This window comes from Corynebacterium sp. NPDC060344, from assembly GCF_042725215.1.
Classification (GTDB): Bacteria; Actinomycetota; Actinomycetes; order Mycobacteriales; family Mycobacteriaceae; genus Corynebacterium.
In genome coordinates, this window is the sequence record NZ_JBHXCS010000002.1 from 229,017 (window position 1) to 249,463 (window position 20,447).

The 20,447-nt window shown below is 68.3% G+C and carries 16 protein-coding genes; 14 read left to right on the forward strand and 2 right to left on the reverse strand.

Annotated elements, in window-relative coordinates:
- Positions 1-6 precede the first annotated feature (6 nt).
- The 3 genes from lipA (at position 7) to ACFWGD_RS03795 (ending at position 3,710) form a co-directional block, all read left to right on the forward strand.
- Positions 7-1,047 (forward strand): lipoyl synthase, encoded by a 1,041-nt coding sequence (lipA, locus tag ACFWGD_RS03785; RefSeq protein ID WP_377777217.1) that lies wholly within the window; start codon positions 7-9, stop codon positions 1,045-1,047.
- Positions 1,048-1,148: 101 nt separating this feature from the next.
- Positions 1,149-1,931 (forward strand): DUF4191 domain-containing protein, encoded by a 783-nt coding sequence (locus tag ACFWGD_RS03790; protein ID WP_291344320.1) that lies wholly within the window; start codon positions 1,149-1,151, stop codon positions 1,929-1,931.
- A 159-nt stretch (positions 1,932-2,090) separates the two neighbouring features.
- Positions 2,091-3,710: an aspartate:alanine exchanger family transporter gene (locus ACFWGD_RS03795; protein ID WP_377777480.1), complete on the forward strand. Its 1,620-nt coding sequence runs from the start codon at positions 2,091-2,093 to the stop codon at positions 3,708-3,710.
- A gap of 282 nt (positions 3,711-3,992) precedes the next feature.
- Here the strand turns inward: ACFWGD_RS03795 and ACFWGD_RS03800 are convergent, their stop codons facing one another.
- Positions 3,993-4,511 (reverse strand): RDD family protein, encoded by a 519-nt coding sequence (locus ACFWGD_RS03800; RefSeq protein WP_377777218.1) that lies wholly within the window; start codon positions 4,509-4,511, stop codon positions 3,993-3,995.
- 210 nt (positions 4,512-4,721) lie between these two features.
- On the opposite strand from ACFWGD_RS03800, the gene glnA (ACFWGD_RS03805) reads away from it, so the two are divergent.
- The 3 genes from glnA (ACFWGD_RS03805) to ACFWGD_RS03815 all read left to right on the forward strand — a co-directional run bounded on the left by glnA (ACFWGD_RS03805) (position 4,722) and on the right by ACFWGD_RS03815 (position 8,203).
- Entirely contained in the window at positions 4,722-6,158 is a 1,437-nt protein-coding gene (gene glnA / locus ACFWGD_RS03805) for a type I glutamate--ammonia ligase (RefSeq protein WP_377777219.1), read from the forward strand.
- Between the two features lie 130 nt (positions 6,159-6,288).
- Complete coding sequence (locus ACFWGD_RS03810) at positions 6,289-7,173, forward strand: hypothetical protein (protein ID WP_377777221.1); 885 nt, start codon at positions 6,289-6,291, stop codon at positions 7,171-7,173.
- A 160-nt stretch (positions 7,174-7,333) separates the two neighbouring features.
- Positions 7,334-8,203: a DUF1206 domain-containing protein gene (locus ACFWGD_RS03815; RefSeq protein ID WP_377777223.1), complete on the forward strand. Its 870-nt coding sequence runs from the start codon at positions 7,334-7,336 to the stop codon at positions 8,201-8,203.
- A gap of 73 nt (positions 8,204-8,276) precedes the next feature.
- Here ACFWGD_RS03815 and ACFWGD_RS03820 read toward each other — a convergent pair whose 3' ends face one another.
- Positions 8,277-8,972, reverse strand: a complete 696-nt coding sequence (locus ACFWGD_RS03820) for an alpha-ketoglutarate-dependent dioxygenase AlkB family protein (RefSeq protein WP_377777224.1) — start codon at positions 8,970-8,972, stop codon at positions 8,277-8,279.
- Between the two features lie 259 nt (positions 8,973-9,231).
- Here ACFWGD_RS03820 and glnA (ACFWGD_RS03825) point away from each other — a divergent pair, with 259 nt between their 5' ends.
- The 8 genes from glnA (ACFWGD_RS03825) to ACFWGD_RS03860 all read left to right on the forward strand — a co-directional run bounded on the left by glnA (ACFWGD_RS03825) (position 9,232) and on the right by ACFWGD_RS03860 (position 20,441).
- The gene (glnA, locus tag ACFWGD_RS03825) at positions 9,232-10,668 is read left to right on the forward strand and encodes a type I glutamate--ammonia ligase (protein WP_377777225.1); all 1,437 of its coding nucleotides are present in this window, start codon (positions 9,232-9,234) and stop codon (positions 10,666-10,668) included.
- A 432-nt stretch (positions 10,669-11,100) separates the two neighbouring features.
- A complete protein-coding gene (locus ACFWGD_RS03830) occupies positions 11,101-11,898 on the forward strand; it encodes a hypothetical protein (RefSeq protein ID WP_377777226.1) in 798 nt (265 codons plus the stop codon).
- A gap of 123 nt (positions 11,899-12,021) precedes the next feature.
- The gene (locus ACFWGD_RS03835; protein ID WP_377777227.1) at positions 12,022-13,284 is read left to right on the forward strand and encodes a glycosyltransferase; all 1,263 of its coding nucleotides are present in this window, start codon (positions 12,022-12,024) and stop codon (positions 13,282-13,284) included.
- Between the two features lie 267 nt (positions 13,285-13,551).
- Positions 13,552-14,124, forward strand: a complete 573-nt coding sequence (locus tag ACFWGD_RS03840; RefSeq protein WP_377777228.1) for an LGFP repeat-containing protein — start codon at positions 13,552-13,554, stop codon at positions 14,122-14,124.
- Between the two features lie 491 nt (positions 14,125-14,615).
- Positions 14,616-14,906: a DUF1540 domain-containing protein gene (locus tag ACFWGD_RS03845; protein ID WP_377777229.1), complete on the forward strand. Its 291-nt coding sequence runs from the start codon at positions 14,616-14,618 to the stop codon at positions 14,904-14,906.
- A gap of 524 nt (positions 14,907-15,430) precedes the next feature.
- Positions 15,431-16,408: a PRC and DUF2382 domain-containing protein gene (locus ACFWGD_RS03850; RefSeq protein ID WP_377777230.1), complete on the forward strand. Its 978-nt coding sequence runs from the start codon at positions 15,431-15,433 to the stop codon at positions 16,406-16,408.
- A gap of 214 nt (positions 16,409-16,622) precedes the next feature.
- A complete protein-coding gene (thrC, locus tag ACFWGD_RS03855) occupies positions 16,623-18,059 on the forward strand; it encodes a threonine synthase (protein WP_377777231.1) in 1,437 nt (478 codons plus the stop codon).
- A 495-nt stretch (positions 18,060-18,554) separates the two neighbouring features.
- Positions 18,555-20,441 carry a thiamine pyrophosphate-binding protein gene (locus tag ACFWGD_RS03860; protein WP_377777232.1) on the forward strand — a complete coding sequence of 629 codons (1,887 nt, stop codon included), beginning with the start codon at positions 18,555-18,557 and terminating at the stop codon, positions 20,439-20,441.
- Positions 20,442-20,447 lie beyond the last annotated feature (6 nt).

Here is a 20,447-nt window from a genome sequence, read left to right on the forward strand (position 1 = left end):
GTCGACATGTCTACCGCACCTGAAGGTCGTCGCATGTTGCGCATCGAGGCGAAAAACGCCGAGACGCCCATCGAGCACAAGCCGTCCTGGATCCGCACCACCGCGAAGACGGGCCCGGAGTACAAGGCGATGAAGAAGCGCGTGTCGGGCGCGTCGCTGCACACGGTGTGCCAGGAGGCGAATTGCCCGAATCTGTACGAGTGCTGGGAGGACCGGGAGGCGACGTTCCTCATCGGCGGCGACCAGTGCACGCGGCGCTGCGATTTCTGCAACATCGCCACGGGCAAGCCGGAGGAGCTGGATCGCGATGAGCCGCGGCGCGTGGCCGAGTCGGTCCGCGAGATGGGGCTGCGGTACGCGACGGTGACGGGCGTGGCCCGCGATGATCTGTCCGATGGCGCGTCGTGGCTGTACGCGGAGACGTGCCGCCAGATCCGCGAGTTGAACCCGGGCACGGGCGTGGAGCTGCTGGTCGACGATTTCCGGGGCGACGGTTCGGCGGCGGAGGCCGTGTTCGAGGCCCGCCCGGACGTGTTCGCGCACAACATCGAGACGGTGCCGCGGATCTTCAAGAAGATCCGCCCGGCGTTCCGCTACGACCGCAGCTTGGAGATGATCTCCCGCGCCCGCGCCGCCGGTCTGGTGACCAAGTCGAACCTGATCTTGGGCATGGGCGAGACGCGCGAGGAGATCCTGGGCGCGATGCACGATCTCAACGACGCCGGCTGTGACATCCTGACCATCACGCAGTACCTGCGCCCGTCGGCGATGCACCATCCGATCGATCGGTGGGTCAAGCCGGAGGAGTTCGTCGAGTTGTCGGAGGCCGCCTACGACATGGGCTTCGCCGGCGTCATGGCGGGTCCCCTGGTGCGGTCGTCGTATCGTGCCGGCCGCCTGTTCGCGCGTGCGCTGGCGGCGCGCGGCGAGGAGCTGCCAGAGCATCTGTCGGCCCTGGCGGAGGACGTCTCCACCAACCAGGAGGCTTCGTCCCTGCTGGAGCGCTACGGCTCGTCGAAGGACGCCGAGGTCTCCCCGGCGCGGTAGTTTGCGTCGCATTTTGCTTTGCGACGACCCCCGGCCCGGCTCGCCACGTGCGTGCCGGGCCGTTTCGTCCCCGGAATCGTGCATGCCCTAGAGTTGTGGCCATGGCGAACAAGGACGAGCTGAAGGCGTCGAAGAAGGCCGAGCGGGCGGCCAAGCGCGGTAAGCGCAAGGAGACCCGCGGCCAGCTGTGGCAGGCCTTCAAGATGCAGAAGGCCCGCGACAAGAAGCTGATCCCGTACATGCTGCTGGGGCTGCTGGCCCCGGTGCTGGTGCTGCTGCTGATCGGCCTGTTGATCGGCGGCATGTGGGCGTGGTTCCTGCCGCTGCTCGGCCTGTCCATCGGTTTCGCGCTGGCGATGTGGATTTTCACCAAGCGCCTGGAGTCGTCGTTCTACTCCGAGGCCGAGGGCCAGATGGGCGCCGCGGGCTGGGCGCTGGAGAACATGCGTTCCGGCGTGGGCACGGTGTGGCACGTGAAGACGGCCGCGCAGGCCAATCAGCAGCTCGATGCGGTGCACCGCGTCATCGGCAACCCGGGCGTGGTCCTGGTCGGCGAGGGCGACGAGAATCGCGTGAAGGCCATGATGGCCCGCGAGAAGAAGACGCTCGCGCGCTTCCTCGGCGATACGCCGATCTACGAGATGATGTCGGGCTCCGGCGAGGGTCAGGTGCCGGTGAAGAAGCTGCAGCGCGAGATGCTGCGGTTCCCGCGCAACTACAACAAGGACGAGGCCAACAAGCTAGCCTCCCGTGTGGAGTCGATGGAGAAGATCCGCGACGCCCGCGCCGCGCTGCCGAAGGGCCCGCTGCCCAAGGGCGCCCGCCAGCAGTCGATGAACCGCCGCGCGCGCCGCATGCAACAGCGCCAGGAGAAGCGCGGGTAGCTTTTTCCCCGCTGTCCGCTTCCGCGACCGCCGCGCCCCCGAACGGGGTGTCGGCGGTTTCGCCGTTTCGGACCTTTCCGTGTTTTCGCAGGTGAGGGGCTTGGGCGACGTGGATCACTCAACGGGTGGCCGGGCGCGAGGTGTGCCACGATGGGCCTCGTGCAAATACTCGTGGAAAATCAACTGCTGGCTCTGCTCGTCATCATGGGCATCGGTCTGGCGCTCGGGCAGATCCGCATTTTCGGGTTCAAGCTCGGCATCGCCGCCGTCCTGTTCGTCGGCCTGGGCCTGGCCACCTTCGAGCCGGGCATCCAGATCCCGCCGTTGATCTACATCGTCGGCCTGGCGCTGTTCGTGTACACGATCGGCCTGGAGTCGGGCCCGGAGTTTTTCGCGTCGCTGAAGTCGACGGGCATCCGGCACAACCTGTTCGGCATCGGCATCTTGGCGGTCGTCGCCATCGAGGCGTTCCTGCTGATCACCCTGTTCCCCATCGACAACGTCGAGGGCGCGGGCACGTTCACCGGCGCGCTGACCAACACCCCGGCGCTGGCCGCGGTGGTCGACGCCCTGCCCAACGTCATCTCCGATGACGCGGAGCTGCAGAGCAAGCTGGAGATGCCGGTCATCGGCTACTCGCTGGCCTACCCCATCGGCGTGCTGGGCGTCATCGCGTCGATCGGCATCATGGCGAAGGTCTTCCGCGTCGACCACGACCGCGAGGCCCTCGAGGCCGGCGTGGCCGCGCTGCCGCTGCACACCCGCCGCGTGGAGGTCACCAAGGCGGACCTGCCGTCGGTGACGGACATGCCGGTGGTGTTCGGTCTGGACCTCATCGTGTCGCGCATCGAGCACAAGGGCCACCTATACGTCCCCGCCGAAGGCGACACCATCGACGTCGGCGACGTCGTGTCCATCGTTGGCACCGAGGAGATCATCGCCAAGGCCTCCGAGCGCATCGGCGAGCTGCTGCCGGGCGATCCGACGCACGACGGCCGCCTGGAGTACCGCCGCATCTTCGTGTCCTCCGGGGACGTCTGCGGCGTTCCGCTGGAACAGCTGCACACCAAGATGAACGGCATGATGATCACCCGCGTGCGACGCGGTGACCTGGACATGGTGGCTTCTCCGTCGATGAAGCTGGAACTGGGCGACCGCGTGCGCGTCGTCGCAACGCCCGATCGCATCGGCAATGCGACGAAGTTCTTCGGCGACTCGTACAAGAAGCTGTCCGACGTCAACCTGCTGCCCATGATCCTGGGCCTGCTGCTGGGCGTCGCGGTGGGCATGATCCCGATCCCGATCCCCGGCGGCGTGACCCTCAAGCTGGGTTCGGCCGGCGGCCCGCTGGTCGTGGCGCTGGTGCTCGGCGCGCTGGGCCGCACGGGCCCGCTGGTGTGGCCGATCCCCTACTCCGCGAATCTGGCCTTCCGCCAGGTCGGTCTGGCGCTTTTTCTGGCGGGCATCGGCACGACCGCCGGCGCCGGCTTCAAGGACGCCCTGGGCGACCCGTCGTCGCTGACCGTGCTGGGTCTGGCCGCGGCCATCGCGATGAGCTCGGCGATGCTGACCCTCATCGTCGGCCACAAGGTGCTGAAGATCCCCTTCGGCCAGACCGCCGGCATCCTGGCGGGCCTGCAGACGCACCCGGCCGTGCTGACGTACGTCAACGACCAGACGAAGAACGAGCTGCCGTCGATGGGCTATACGACGGTGTACCCGATGGCGATGATCGTGAAGATCATCCTTGCGCAGATCCTCGTCGTCGCGCTGGTGTAGCCGGCTCCCACTCGCAATCGGGGCCGGGAAGGCTCGGCCCCGGACGCGTTGCCACCGGCCGGCCCCGGCTTGGCCCGGCTTGACCCCTCCAGACCCCTCCGGCTCCCCCAAAAGTGCCGGTACGGGCCCGAAGTGACCAAGACCACGCAGGTATTTACACACTCGCGAAATGTGAAACCGCCGCCGCCCCCGATGAGGGGCGGCGGCGGTTCCCGGTTCCGGGCGCTCGCGCGCGGTTACGCGGCACCCGGCGCTCGCGCGCGGTTCCGCGGCTCCCAGCGACTACCCGCGGATGACCGCGGTGCCGGTGGCGCGGTCGTGCATGCCGCGCAGGTCGGAGTCCTGGATCGCCGGCGGCAGGAGCAGCAGCGTCAGGAAGGACCGGAGGAACGCGCGCCACAGGCCGACGCGGGTGCCGGGCTGGTCGACGCGGGCGACGCCCATGCGCAGCATCGCCTGGCCCGGGGTGCGGCCGAACAGCCACACCGACACGGTGCCCACGAGCAGGAAGATGAGGAAAGTCCAGGTGGCGGTGAACGACTGCCACGCGATGAACGGGTCGCCGAACTGCTCGGCCTGCTCCTGGCTGGGCCCGGCGAAGGGGTACACCGCGGCGGTGAGGAACATGCTGACGATCCAGTCGATCATGATCCCGCCGACGCGCCGCAGCAGCGACGCCTGCGACCCGGCGCCCGCCTGTGCCAGGCCCAGGTTGTGCCCGGGGTACGCGGAAAGGTTGTCGGGGTCGTCGAATTGCCCGGGGACCTGGGGTCCTTCGAGCCAATTGCTCTTGTCGGCCATGGGGTCACAGTGTAGCGGTCGGGGGCTTGACGACGAACCTCGGCCGATTCGTCGTCAAGCGGGAAGAACCCGGGCCACCGGGACACCCCCGCCCGTATGCCGGACCGGCCCCGCGGCCCGCGTGTGGCGGGGGTTACGCGGGCGGGGCGGCGAGGGGCGGGGCGTTTTCGTTAAGGTGGATTACGACATTCGCCACGTTAGGAGTCGCACATGAACTTCACCTCCCCCGCCGAGGTCGTCAAGTACATCGAGGAGGAGGGCATCGAGTTCGTCGACGTCCGCTTCACCGACGTTCCCGGTACCGAACAGCACTTCACCATCCCGGCCTCGGCCTTCGACGAGGATGCCGCTGCGGAGGGCCTGGCGTTCGACGGTTCGTCGATCCGCGGCTTCACCACCATCGACGAGTCCGACATGACGCTGCTGCCGGACCTGAAGACCGCGAAGGTCGACCCCTTCCGCAAGGCCAAGACGCTGAACATCAAGTTCTTCGTCCACGACCCCTTCACCCTGGAGCCGTTCTCCCGCGACCCCCGCAACATCGCCCGCAAGGCCGAGGAGTACCTCGAGTCGACCGGCATCGCCGACACCTGCTACTTCGGCGCCGAGGCGGAGTTCTACATCTTCGACTCCGTGAAGTTCCGCACCGACGCCCATGCCGGCTACTACGAGGTCGACTCCGTCGAGGGCTGGTGGAACCGCGGCAAGGACGAGAACCCCGACGGGTCCCCGAACCTCGGCTACAAGACCCGCATGAAGGGCGGCTACTTCCCCGTCGCGCCGTACGACCACTACCAGGACCTGCGCGACGAAATGTGCAAGCACCTGGCGGAGGCCGGCTTCGACCTGGAGCGCCAGCACCACGAGGTGGGCACCGGCGGCCAGCAGGAGATCAACTACCGCTTCAACTCCATGCTGCATGCGGCGGATGACCTGCAGAGCTTCAAGTACATCATCAAGAACGTCGCGTGGCGCAACGGCAAGTCGGTGACCTTCATGCCGAAGCCGCTGGCCGACGACAACGGCTCGGGCATGCACGCCCACATGTCGCTGTGGAAGGACGGCGAGCCGCTGTTCTTCGACGAGTCCGGCTACGGCGGGCTGTCGGATACGGCGCGCTACTTCATCGGCGGCATCCTGGAGCACGCCGGCGCGGTGCTGGCGTTCACCAACCCGACCCTGAACTCCTACCACCGTCTGGTGAAGGGCTTCGAGGCGCCGATCAACCTGGTGTACTCGCAGCGCAACCGCTCGGCGGCCGTGCGCATCCCGATCACCGGCTCGAACCCGAAGGCCAAGCGCGTGGAGTTCCGCGCGCCGGACCCGTCGGGCAACCCGTACCTGGGCTTCGCGGCGATGATGATGGCCGGCCTGGACGGCATCAAGAACCGCATCGAGCCGCATGCGCCGGTGGACAAGGACCTCTACGAGCTCCCGCCGGAGGAGGCCGCCGACATCCCGCAGGCCCCCACCTCGCTGGAGGCCTCGCTGCAGGCGCTTCGCGACGACCATGAGTTCCTGCTCGAGGGCGACGTGTTCACCGAGGACTTGATCGAGACCTACATCGATTACAAGTACACCACCGAGATCGAGCCCGTCCGCCTGCGCCCGACGCCGCAGGAGTTCGAGATGTACTACGACTGCTAGATCGCGCCCGATCCGCCCCACTTCGGTCTGTTGGCCGGGTGGGGCGCTTTTCGTCGTGAAGCAAGCCCCGTACGTCTCTATGCTCGATGGCGAGAGCCGAATTCCGCTGGGGTGATGTCCGTTGAAGACCATGCAACGCCTGACCGAGGCGTACCGCGGTGCCCGGGTCGAGATGATCGACGACGAGTCGCGGTACGTGATCATGAGCGACTGCCACCGCGGCGACGGGTCGAAGGCGGACGAGTTCTTGAAGAACAAGAACTCCTACACCGCCGCGCTCGACCACTACTGGAACGAGGGCTTCACCTACGTCGAGGCCGGCGACGGCGACGAGCTGTGGGAGTACGACTACAAGCACATCATCCGCGCCAACCGTGCGGTGTGGGAGCGGCACCAGGATTTCCACCGCGCCGGCAGGCTCATCCGGATGTGGGGCAACCACGACGTGATCCTCCAGGATCCCGGCTTCGTGCGCGAGTACCTCTGGAGCACCGAGGACCCCGGCACGGGCGAGGCCAAACCGTTCTTCCACGGGATCGAGCCGGTGGAGGCCGTCGTGTTCCGCCGGCGCGACTCCGGCCAGGAGATCCTGCTGGTCCACGGCCACCAGGGCGACCTGCCCAATGATCAGGCGTGGCGGTTCAACCGCCTGATGGTGCGGCTGTTCTGGAAGTACATGCACCGGCTGGGCTTCAACAGCCCGACGAGCCCCGTGGCCAACTCGTACAAGCGCCACAAGGTCGAGCGCAATTACGTCAAGTGGATCCGCAAGAACCGGGCGGCGCTGATCTGCGGTCACACGCATTGGGAGAAGTTCCCCGGTCCCGGCGACATGCCCTATTTCAACGCCGGCAGCTGCGTCTACCCCTCGCACATCACCGCGCTGGAAATCGTTGGCGGCACCGTGGCGCTGGTGCGCTGGCGCGTCGACCCCAACGAGGACGGGATCCTGCAGGTCACCCGCCGCGTGATCTCCGGGCCGGAGCCGATCGAGAGCTTCGACATCCGGGGCTGAGCCTCACGGGCCGACAACCGGGGACTGTCCCCCGCTTCGCGCCGCGTCGCCTCGACGTCCGGTCGCCGGTGCGGGCGGCTGCTGCCCGGTTATGTCACGGCTTGGCGACGACCCGCCGTATTCATGGAACTTCGTTTCCCCATGGAGGATAATGGCGTTCATGAGCGCGAAGAACTCCGCCGGCGCGATGGGTGCGCAGGCCAAGAACCACGGCAAGAAGGTCGGACGCAAGGCCAAGGACGGCGCCGATCGGGGCGCGAACAAGGCGGACAACAGTGCCGCGCTGACCTTGCTGGCGCGCGTCGGCTACGTCGTGCTCGGCGTGCTGCATTTGATCATCGGCTGGTTCGCCATCCGCATCGCCACCGGTGACTCGGGCGGCGAGGAAGCCTCGAATTCGGGGGCGCTGGCGGAGATCGCCCAGGCACCGGGCGGCCGGATCCTGTTGTGGGTCGCCGTGGCGGGCCTGGCCGGCCTGGCGATCTGGCGGCTGATCGGCATCTTCGTCGAGGACGAGGCCAAGGACAAGGCCAAGAGCCTGGTCCTGGCGGTGGTCTACACCTCGCTGGCGTTCACCACCTCGACGTTCGCCCGCGGCGCGTCGACGTCGGACGGCGACACGGCCACCGACGTCACGGCGAAGGTGATGGAGCAGCCGTTGGGCGTGGCGCTGGTCATCGCGGCCGGCGTCGTGGTCCTCGCCGTCGGCTTCTATTCCATCTGGAATGGCGCGACGAAGGGCTTCAAGGACGACCTCGAGGCAGGCGCGGAATCCGGCCACGTGGGCACGGCGATCGTCGTCGCCGGCGTGGTCGGCTACATCGCGCGCGGCATCGCCTTCGGCATCTTGGGCGTGCTCATCATCATGGCCGCGTGGACGAATGACCCGGAGAAGGCCGGCGGCCTCGATTCGGCGCTGCGCACGCTGGGCCAGCAGCCGGCGGGTTCGATCATGCTCATCGTCGTCGGCGCGGGCGTCGCGCTCTACGGCCTTTACTCCATCGCCCGCGCCAAGTACGTCCGCCGCTGAAGCTCCCGCCACTCCCCCATCCGGCGCACGGAAGATCCTGGCGGTCGCGCCCACGTGACCGTCGTCAAGCCAACTACCCCAGCCCGGTCTCGCGCAGCGTGATGTTGATGCGCCCGGCCCCCAAGCCGCAGCCGGCGGGCGCGGTGCCGGGATGGACCGCCGTGACCCCGTGGTAGGCCAGGCGCGAGGCCCCACCGAAGACGAACGCGTCGCCGGACTCGAGCACCAGGTCGCGGTACGGGCGGTTGCGGCTGTCGGGATTGCCGAAGCGGAACGTGCACGCATCGCCGATGGACAGGCTGACCACGGGCGCGCGGCTGACCTCGTCGCGGTCCTGGTGCATGCCCATCCGCGCGTCGGCGTCGTACCAGTTCGCCAGCGCCGCATCGGGGGCGTAGCTGCTCGCCGCCTTGCTTTGCGACGGCCCCACGTCCCCGCCTTCCACCGCCTCCGCGGCGGCGACGGCCGACCTGCCCAGCCGGACCATCCATTCGGGAAACGGCAGGACGGGGTTGCCGTTGACGTCGATCGCGGTGCGCGTGTACTCGTACGGGCGCCAATGCCAGCCCAGGCAGACCGTGCGCACGCTCATCGGCTTGCCGTGGATCTCCGCCGCGCGGGCGGGAACGGGGCCGGCCGCCCACTCGCGGAACCGATCGGCCAACCACGACTGCTGGCGCAGATCCAGGAACCCCGGCAGCCACACCGCGCCCGGGGCGATGACGGCGGCGGGGCGGGGATCGGGGTGGTCGTCGAAAAGCGTGGGCATGGGCCGATGGTAGGCCGGGGATGCCCCCGGACGGGTGCGCACGGCCCCCACCTGCGCACATGCCGCGGCGTTAACCTCGCGGTTATGACAGTGGTGCAGGTCACACGATGTGTTACACGGGCGAAACATGCAGGAACGGGCCGCGAAATCTCGATCCCATAATTTCGTTTTCGTCAGATGGCGAGGACCGGGATCACCGGTGCCCGCCCGAACAACCCCACCATCCCCCATCCCCCATCAGTCCAACCGAGGAGTCACCGTGGGCTTCACCTCCCCCGAACAGGTCATCAAGTACATCGAGGACGAGGGCATCGAGTTCGTCGACGTCCGCTTCACCGATGTCCCCGGCATCGAGCAGCACTTCACCATCCCGGCTTCGGCCTTCGACGAGGATGCCGCCTCCGAGGGCCTGGCCTTCGACGGCTCGTCCGTCCGCGGCTTCACGACGATCGACGAATCGGACATGGCGCTGCTGCCGGACCTGGCCACCGCGAAGATCGACCCCTTCCGCAAGGCCAAGACGCTGAACATCAAGTTCTTCGTCAACGACCCGTTCACGCTCGAGCCGTTCTCCCGCGACCCGCGCAACATCGCGCGCAAGGCCGAGGAGTACCTCCAGTCCACCGGCATCGCCGACACCTGCTTCTTCGGCGCCGAGGCGGAGTTCTACATCTTCGACAAGGTCCGCTACTCCACCGAGATGAACACCGGCTTCTACGAGGTCGACTCCGTCGAGGGCTGGTGGAACCGCGGCAAGGAGGAGAACCCGGACGGCTCGCCGAACCTGGGCTACAAGACCCGCATGAAGGGCGGCTACTTCCCCGTCGCGCCGTACGACCACTACCAGGATCTTCGCGACGAGATGTGCCTGAACCTCGCCGAGGCCGGCTTCGACCTGGAGCGCGCCCACCACGAGGTCGGCACCGGCGGCCAGCAGGAGATCAACTACAAGTTCAACACGCTGCTCCACGCGGCCGATGACGTGCAGAGCTTCAAGTACATCATCAAGTCGACGGCCTGGAAGAACAACAAGTCCGTCACCTTCATGCCCAAGCCGCTGTCCGGCGACAACGGCTCCGGCATGCACTGCCACCAGTCGCTGTGGAAGGACGGCAAGCCGCTGTTCCACGACGAGGCCGGCTACGGCGGCCTGTCGGACATCGCCCGCTACTACATCGGCGGCATCCTGGCCCACGCCGGCGCGGTGCTCGCATTCACCAACCCGACCCTGAACTCCTACCACCGCCTGGTCAAGGGCTTCGAGGCCCCGATCAACCTGGTGTACTCGCAGCGCAATCGCTCCGCCGCGGTCCGCATCCCGATCACCGGCTCCAACCCGAAGGCCAAGCGCATCGAGTTCCGCGCCCCGGACCCGTCGGGCAACCCCTACCTCGGCTTCGCCGCCATGATGATGGCCGGCCTCGACGGCATCAAGAACCGCATCGAGCCCCACGCCCCGGTGGACAAGGACCTCTACGAGCTCCCGCCGGAGGAGGCCGCCGACATCCCCCAGGCCCCGACCTCCCTGGAGGCCGCGCTGGAGGCCCTGCGCGAGGACCACGAGTTCCTCCTCGAGGGCGACGTCTTCACCGAGGACCTCATCCAGACCTACATCGACTACAAGTACGAGAACGAGATCGAGCCCGTTCGCCTGCGCCCCACCCCGCAGGAGTTCGAGATGTACTACGACTGCTAGTTCCGGCTTCGGCAGTCCGGCCCTCCCCTCTCCCGGGGTGGGGCGGGCGGCCGGCTCCCCGCTCCAGTCGCGCGCCGCGGCGAACGGGGTTATCTTCCACACGACCGGCGCAACGCGATCCCGCCCGCGACCATGGCCCTTGAATTGGGGCTTGTCGCACGCGGATGGGAATCGGGTTGCGCCGGTCGTGTCGTCGGCGGCCCCGCCCCGGGTCCACCTCTCCGGAACGATCCCGCCGCCCCCGAACGATCCGGCCGCCCCACCATCCGCCCCACAGCCCGGTCCGCTTCCCGTAGATACCTACGTTCGATGCAGGTACCTACGTTTAAACGTGCGTGTTTGCACGGAACGTAGGTCTCTGGCTACGCCGGGGCGGCGATGCCCCCGAACTGCTCGGGGTAACTGCGTCCGGACGCACGTACCGTGTCCACCATGACGAAGATTGCGGACGCCGACGCGTACTGGGCTTCGCTTGTCGACGAAGCCGGGGTGAACCGCACCAGCGTCACCTTCATGGGCAATGCCATGCAACGCACCGTCGTGCGAACCTTCGACGGTTTGTCCGGCGCGGGTGTCCTGGAATCACTGGTCGGCTCGTCATCGCTCACCCACGCGGACCTCCATGGCCGCATGTTGTTGGACGGCAGCTGCCCGGAGTGGTTCCGCATGGAAATCTCGCCGGCGTTCAATACCTGGGCCGTCACCTTCGAGCACAGCGTCGCGGACGCGAATCTCGGTGCAGACGGGCGGCTGATGGGCTCAGAGAAGTCCCCGACCCCGATGCCGCGCGCCCACATTCAGCATCCATCGACGCTGGTGTACTTCGAGCAGCTTCCAATGTGGGGCGGTCACGGGCACCACCCACCGGAGTACCTTCCTTCTTCTTCCTCCGTCGTGTGGACGGAGACCGCGCACCGCTCCGGCCGCCCGACCACGCCGGAGAATACTGACGGCTCGCAATCAAACCTGGCTGCAATGGACTGGCGCCCCATTCCATCTCCCGGCGATTTCGCACGCATCGAGTTAACGAGTCCGGACCATCCCGACGCGGATGGAACGGCGATATTCGACCTCCGCCACCGCATGTGCCTTTTCTTCGAGCTCCGCTACCAGGGAGAACCCCGCAGCCAGCTCGTCGTCGACGCAGCGCGGATCGGCGACAGTTCCGAGTGGCGACGATTCGGCGCGAACGTGGACTCCCCCGACGGCGGGGATCCCTCGTCCCGTTGAACCGGCCACGCCACGGTCCGCTCCACCGGCCGCGTACCTGGCCTCCCCCCGAATGATCCCGCCGCCGCGCTCACCCGGACCACTCGCCAGGACAAGCGGAGCCAATTGACCGACAATCGGCGCATGCATCTCGTTCGCGCCACCGGCGGCGCACGGCCACTCCGGGTCCTGCTGCTCAGCGATTGCTGGTCGCCCACGGTCAACGGCGTCGTCCGGTCCGTCACGGATCTCCGCGACGGTCTCGCCGCCGCCGGCCATGACGTCCGCGTGCTCACGGTCGCCGACCATTTGTCCACGACCTTCGACGGCCGCGTCTACGGCGTCGCATCCATTCCGGCCGGCGCGGTGTACCCGCACGCGCGCATCGGCCGCCCGGTCAGCGCCCCCGTCATGCGCCATATAACGGAGTGGGCGCCGGACGTCGTCCACAGCCACACCGAGTTCCCCACCTTCGCGTGGGCCCGGTGCATCGCGCGCCGCGTCGGGGTCGCCCACGTGCACACGTATCACACGTCCTACGAGGACTACACACACTACTTTTGCCCCAGCCGACGCGTCGGCCGCGCCATGACCAGGGCCTTCACCCGCGATCTGCTGGGCCGCACCGACCGCGTCATCGCCCCGACGCGCAAGGTCGCCGAACTGCTGCACGGCTACGGGGTCGCCAATCCCATCGAGGTCATCGGCACGGGCGTGGACCTCGACCAATTCCGCCCGGCGGCCACCGATCCCCGGTCAACAACCGCAGACACCACGGCACTCGCCGACCTCGCCGATCTCGCCGCAAGCATCGGGCTCGCCCCGCACATCCCCGTCGTTCTCACCGTCGGCCGCCTGGCCGCGGAGAAGAACCTGACGGAGACCCTCCGCCTCCTCGCCGGCATCACCGACGCCCCGTGGCAGTGGCTGGTCGTCGGCGATGGCCCGGTCGCAGGGGAGCTCCGCGATCTCGCCGCGCACCTCGGCGTCGCCGAGCGCGTGCACATGACGGGGGCCGTCCCCGCCGGCGAGGTCGCGCGCCTCTATCGGCTCGCGGACGCCTTCGTCACGTCGTCGCGAAGCGAAACCCAGGGCCTGACCTGCCTCGAAGCGCTCGCCTCCGGGCTGCCCACGATCACGCCCGACGACGACGCCTTCCGCGGCCTCATCGCCGACGGCATCAACGGCCACCGGTATGCCTCGCAGGATGATTTCACCGCCATCGCCACACGATTGCTTTCCGACGGCCCCCTCCGCCGCACCATGTCCGCCTCCGCCCGCGCCAGTGCCGTGCGGTGCGGCCGCGGGCAGTTCGTCGACGAGGTGCTCGGATGCTACCGCCGCGCGATGGAAGGCAAGCGCCAGCGCTACGGCGTTCCGCATGAGCCGAGGATGAAGTCGGCATGAGGTCAGCATGATGTCCGCATGACGCCGAAATGAGGTCAAGATGTGGCCGGGGCGAGTTCGACACGTCCGAGCAGGCGCGATTCAATCCTCACGTATTGGTAACGATCCCGCTTCCATGTGAATACGATCCCTTGCATACTCCGTGCACCTCGTACACCATGAATCAGCGGAGCAACTTTGCAGCCCTCGACGGCGAATCGGAATGACGGTGGTCGTCGAAAAGCAGAGCGGCCCGTGACGTCACCCACGACAATCGAGGAGTACGACATGCGCAAGACCACCATCACCCGCACCACCGCCGCCATCTTCGGCGCGACGCTTCTGCTCGGCGCCGCTGCCTGCTCGTCCGACGAGGTCCAGGACAACGCGACCCAGGCCACCGACGCCGTCGAGTCCGCCGTAAACGACGCCACGGCCGGCAACGAGGGTGAAGGCGAGACCTCCGCCGAGGAGACCGCCGCCTCGCAGACCGCCGCCGAGGGTGAGGACGGCGCCGCCGCAGAGACCGAGGATGTCGCCGAGGGCGACGTGCCCGCCGAGATCACCGACGCCGCCGGCGCCGCCAACCTGGGCGCGTTCAAGTCCGCGCAGAAGGCCGGCGACAACATGCTCGCCGAGTACGAGAACGGCTGGGTCGCCTCCTCGCCCGATGGTGGCACGCACCCGATCGTCGGCAAGATCGCCGAGACCTGGAAGAACGACGGCGCGCTGGGCAACGAGGTCGGCCTGCCGACCGCCGGCGAGGCCGAGATCGAGGGCGGCTGGGAGCAGTCGTTCACCAACGGCACCATCCAGTGGACCCAGGACGAGGGCGGCGATTTCTCCGCCAAGTACGTCTAAGCCACCCGCATCGGCTGACGCCGTCGCCCATCCGGGCCGGCCGGCGCAGCTCATGTGACGCGCCCCGCAGGCAGCCACCGCGGGGAGCGACGAATCCAACCCCGGGAGCATCATCGGATGCCCCGGGGTTTTTCGCGCCCAACGGGCGGCTTCGAGGTGGTGTTCGACGATTGCAAGCCAGCTTTGAGCGCCACCGAGACAATAGAGGGCAATTTCGCACATTTCCGCGCGCGTAAATATTCCGGCGGCATATTAGGCAATACTTGCCGAATTGATGCTCGCCATCCACATTAGAGCGGGGGCGCGAAGGTGCAGGCAGGAGTGCATTTACAGTGAGGTAGCCCGCGTCGAACTTTCCAGAATTTTGGGCACGGCAGAGTTGCAAAATTGACTCGATCACATTCACGGACAATCGCTGGAATATGGGCGTGATGGAGGCCTATTGTGGGAATTGACAGAGAGAATCGCCCCATCAAAGAAAGGACGCCACAATGTCCACGCTCGAAATGCCCCGCGTGTCCGAGTGCACCGTCGAGGGCTGCTCCTACAACGCCGATGACGCCTGCCGCGCCTTCGCGGTGACCATCGACGACCATTCCGCCTGCGGCACCTTCATCCCGCTCGGGGTCAAGGGCGGCCTGCCGCGCGTCAACTCCCAGGTCGGCGCGTGCCAGCGCGCGAACTGCATCCACAACCAGGATCTGGAGTGCGTCGCAGAGTCCGTGAAGATGGGCCCGTCCGGCGACACCGCCGAGTGCCTGTCGTTCCAGGCCCGCGGCTAGCCACCACGCCGCACCGCGCGCCGCATCACGCACCACCGCACACACCCCGTCATTTGCGAAGCCCCCGCCATTCGGCGGGGGCTTCGGCGGCATGCGCCGGACACTCGGACGACACCCGGCGACGCCCGGCGACACGGGAGTCCGCCAAATCGGGTCTGACGATGCTTCGGCGGAGCATTGTGACCTAATTGAAACAACCATGCCCACGTTGACAGCGAGCGTCCACCGTTCGCCGCGCGCAACCTGGGTGAATGACGTTAGTAACCGGGGTCACAGATCGGCCACGGATCGCCACATCAGCCCCACGAGGCCCCGCCGCAGCCCGATCCGCGCCGTTTCCGGATGCGCGTGAATGTCGTTCTCCCTACCGTGGCCAATGTCGGTCAACGAGGATCGGCGGCGCCGGAATCCGGCCCCCGCCCCGATGGCCGGACGGGCCCGAGCCCGAGTGAGACCGCAGAAAGAAGTCGGCCGCCGAACCCGGCGGCCGCCACATGAAAGCAGTCAACGGAAGGATGCTCGACATGACCACCGAGAAGAACATCAAGGATCTCTTCAACGCCACCGCCTACGACCGCAACGGCGACAAGCTGGGTGCCGTCAAGGAGGTTTACGTCGACGACAACTCCGGCCAGCCCACGTTCGTCGAGGTCGGCCACGGCCTGTTCGGCATGAGCAGCAGCCTCGTCCCCATGCGCGGCCACCGCCTGTCCGGCGAGGAGCTCAAGCTCGCCTTCGACAAGGAGCGCATCAAGGACGCGCCCAGCCTCGACGCCGACAACCACCTCACCCCGGACGACCAGCGCAACATCTACGAGCACTACCAGCTCACCGATGCCCGCGACGAAGAGCGCTACATCGGCGACGACCGCCGCGACCACGGCCATCGCGACCACGACGGCCACCGCGACGCCGCCGCCGGTGCCGGCCTCGGTGCGGGTGCCGGTGCGGGCGTCGGCGCCGCCGCCAACCGCAACGAGACCCGCCCGGGCCAGGTCCAGGACCGTCCCGACCACGTGGACTCCGACCTGACCCCCGAGGAGCTCGAGCGACGCGAGCGCGGCACGGACGTCCCCGAGACCAACCGCACCGCCGACCACGGCCACCGCGATCACGCCGACGGCGACGCGATGATCCGCTCGGAGGAGCGCCTCAACGTCGACAAGCAGAACGTGGAGACCGGTGAGGTCCGACTGCGCAAGCACGTCGTCACCGACACCGAGACCGTCGAGGTCCCCGTCACCCGCGAAGAGGTCCGCGTCGAGCGCGAGCCCATCACCGACGCCGACGCCCGCAACCTCGCCGGCCGCGACGCCACCATCGGCGAGGACGAGGCCTCCGTCACCCTCCACGGGGAGCGCGTCAACGTGACCAAGGAGTCCGTCCCGGTGGAGAAGGTCAACCTGGGCAAGGAGACCGTCCGCGACACCGAGACCCACACCGAGGAGCTGCGCAAGGAGCAGATCGAGGCCGACGGCCTCGAGGGCCGCGAGCCCCGCTAAGCCACTCCCCCGATCGCCACGGCGATCCAGCGCCCCCGGCCCACTCGGCCGGGGGCGCACCCCACGCGAAACCCGCACCATGGCCGCCACGGCCGGTGCGGGTTTTCCGCGTCCGCGCATTTCGCGCCTGCGGGTTTTCCGCTTCTGTGGGGAGGAAGGGCGGATGCGCGGGCGGTGGGCGTCGTCAAGCAATCCCTTCAGTAAGGTTGGGCCCGTGGACTACATTTCGACGCGCGACCCGAAGCGAACCCCCGCCAAGTTCTCGGACATCCTGCTCGGCGGGCTGGCGCCCGACGGCGGCCTGTACCTGCCCGCCGAATACCCGCAGATCGACGACGCCACCCTGACCCGCTGGCGCGGCATCCTCGCCGACGACGGCTACTCCGCACTGGCCGCCGACGTCCTGCAGCTGTTCGTCGACGACATCCCCGCCGACGACCTCAAGGGCATCTGCGCCCGCGCGTACACGACGCCGAAGTTCTCCGACCCCGACATCGTGCCCGTCACCGAGCTCGAGGACGGCCTGCACATCGGCCACCTGTCCATGGGCCCGACCGCCGCGTTCAAGGACATGGCCATGCAGCTGCTCGGCGAGCTGTTCGAGTACGAGCTCGGCCGCCGCGGCGAGACCCTCAACATCCTCGGCGCGACCTCCGGCGACACCGGATCCTCCGCCGAGTACGCTATGCGCGGCCGCACCGGCATTTCCGTGTTCATGCTCACCCCCGCCGGCCGCATGACCCCATTCCAGCAGGCGCAGATGTTCGGCCTCGACGACCCGAACATCCACAACATCGCCCTCGACGGCGTCTTCGACGACTGCCAGGACGTGGTCAAGGCCGTCTCCGGCGACCTCAAGTACAAGGCCGCCAACCGCATCGGCGCGGTCAACTCGATCAACTGGGCACGGCTGATGGCGCAGGTCGTCTACTACGTGTCGTCGTGGATCCGCATGACCGAGACCAACGACCAGCAGGTCAGCTTCTCCGTGCCCACGGGCAACTTCGGCGACGTGTGCGCGGGGCACATCGCCAAGTCCATGGGCGTGCCCATCGACCGGCTGATCGTGGCCACCAACGAAAACGACGTCCTCGACGAGTTCTTCCGCACCGGCGCCTACCGCGTGCGCACGTCCGAAGAGACCCAGGCGACGTCGAGCCCGTCGATGGACATTTCGCGCGCGTCGAACTTCGAGCGGTTCATCTTCGACCTGCTCGACCGGGATGCCGGGCGCGTCGGCGAAAAGTTCGGCGTCAAGGTCAAGCAGGGCGGGTTCACGCTGACCGGCGACCCGGCGTTCCCGAAGGCCTCCGCCGTCCACGGCTTCCTGTCGGGCCGGTCGACGCACGCCGACCGCGTCGAGACCATCCGCGATTGCTGGGAGCGCCTCGGCGTCATGGTCGACCCGCACACCGCCGACGGCATTCATGTCGCCCGCGGCCTGCGCGACCAGGTGTCCACGCCGATCGTGTGCTTGGAGACCGCCTTGCCCGTGAAGTTCGCCGACACCATCATGGAGGCCACCGGCACCGAGCCGGACATGCCCGAGCGTTTCGCCGGGATCATGGACGCGCCGCGCCGGGTCGTGGACATGCCGAACGACGCCGACGCCGTCAAGGACTTCATCCTGGACAACATCGCCACCAAGTAGGCGTTGGCGCTGCCGGCTTGGCAGCTCGTGCGGGGCGCCGCGGGTCTTCGGGCCTGCGGCGTCCCCTTTTTGGCTTGCGCGCCTGCTTGACGACGCCCACCCCCACCCACTCTCCCGCGCCCGTGGGCTGCACATCTGACGAATGTGCGGTGGGGGACTCGGAGCGCACACTCGTCGGGCCGGTGGGGGCTGCACATCTGACGAGTGTGCGGTGTGGGTCCCGTATCGCACACTCGTCGGGCCGCCCGGTCGTCGCATGGGCGCCGTCGATCACCACCGAGCCCGGTAGACACCCCCGTCAGCCACACCCGTGAAACGCACGCGCCGATTTTCCCCGAACGGCGTAATCCCCCCGCGTTTCACCCCCAACATATCCCCATAACCCGTGATCAATCCGTTATGCGGGTTGTTCCTCTTTCGTTTACCAGCAGAGTCGGCAACAATCGGCCCCTGCACTTGCACGCAGCATCCGTCCGCCGTCGAAGGAGACCACCCGTGCAGCGATATTCCGCCGAGACCGCCCGCCCCGAAACCAACACAAACGGGCACGGGGCCACGGTCGCCGTCGACCAGTCCGCCACCCACGCGGGCACCGCCGACGCACCCACAACGGAGGCGCGCACCACCGAGCAGCTCGCCACCCACGCGGGCGCCACCGAAGGTCGCACCACCGAAGACCGCACCACCGCGCCGCGCCCCACCGAGACGACGCTCGACGCCACGGTGTCCACGGCCATCGCCGACGTCATCCTCGCCCGCGCCGACCACGTCTTCGGTCTGGTGGGCAACGCGAACTCCCACGTGGTCAGCCATCTGACCTCCCGCGGCTTCCCGTACACGGCCACCCGCCACGAGGCCGGCGCCGTCGCCGCGGCCGACGCCTTCTTCCGCGCCGGCGGAGGCATCGCCGTCGCCACGACGACCTGCGGCGCCGGTTTCACCAACACCATCACGGCCCTCGCCGAGGCCAAGGCCGCCCGCGTGCCCATGGTCTACGTCACCGGCTCGGCCCCGGCCGCCGGCGCGCGCCACTTCGACCTCAACCAGGCCGGCCTGCTCGACGCGCTGGGCATCGACCACTTCACGCCCACCCCGGCCACCGCCGCCGCCGACGCCCACGCGGCCTTCGCGCTGGCGCAGACGCACCAGGAGCCGGTCGTGCTGCTGCTGCCCTTCGACCTGCAGACCGCGCCGCTGGTCGACGGCGGCGACGTCCTGTCGCGCCCGGAGCTCATGCGCCCGGCCCACGCCACGCCGTCGCGCCCGATGTCCGACGACCTCCGCGCGGAGCTCTCCGACGTCGCCGACGCCCTCGCCTCGGCGCGCCGCCCGCTGATCCTGTCGGGCCGCGGCGTCGTCCGCGCCGGCGTGGCCGACCAGGTGGCGGCCCTCGGCGACCGCATCGGTGCGCTGCACATGCATTCGGCGATGGCCCGCAACGTCATCGGCGGCGAGTGGTGCCTGGGCACGGCGGGCGGCTTCACGCACCGCGCGATGGTCCCCTTCGCCCAGGAGGCAGACGTCGTCCTCATCCTCGGCGCGAGCTTCAACGCCTTCCAGGCGCGCGGCGGATCGCTGTTCGCACCGGAGGCGACGGTCATGCACCTGACGCTGGAGGAGCATCCGTCGAACCGGGACGTCGACAAGCGGATCTTGTGCGACCTCGCCCCGGTCCTGCCGGTGCTCGACGAGATGGTCGCCGAGCGCCGCGCCGCCGCCCCGACCTGGCGCGACGAGCTCGGCGCCCTGCCGCCGGCCGAGGACCCCGCCACCCAGCCGGAGCTGTTCCACGAGCGCGGCGCCGACGGCCGCCTCGACCCCCGCGCCGCCCTGCGCGCGCTCAACCGCATCCTGCCGGAGCAGCGCACGGTGTGCACCGATGGCGGGCATTTCCTCGGCTGGGTGCCCATGTACCTGGACAGCCCGGATCCGCGGGCGCAGGTGCTGGTGGGCACGGCGATCCAGACGATCGGGCTGGGCTTCCCCACGGCCATCGGCGTCACCGCCGCCCGCCCCGGCGACTACAACGTGCTGGTCACCGGCGATGGCGGCGGCCTGATGGCCCTGTCCGACGCCGAGACGGTGTTCCGGACGGTGCGGCAGGGCGCGGTGATCGTCATGAACGACGCCGCCTATGGCGCCGAGCTGCACCAGTACCGCGCCGAGGGCCTGGACACCGCGTCGATGGTCATCGACGACATCGATTTCGCCGCCGTCGGCCGCTCCCTCGGCGCGCGCGGGGTCACCGTCGCGGACATGGCCGACTTCGCGCGGGTCGAGGAGATGCTTGACGACGACCCCTCCGGCGTCATCGTCATCGACGTGAAGATCTCCCGCGAGGTCATCGCCGACTTCATCGCCGAGGTGCTGAAGAAGCAGTAGCGGCCG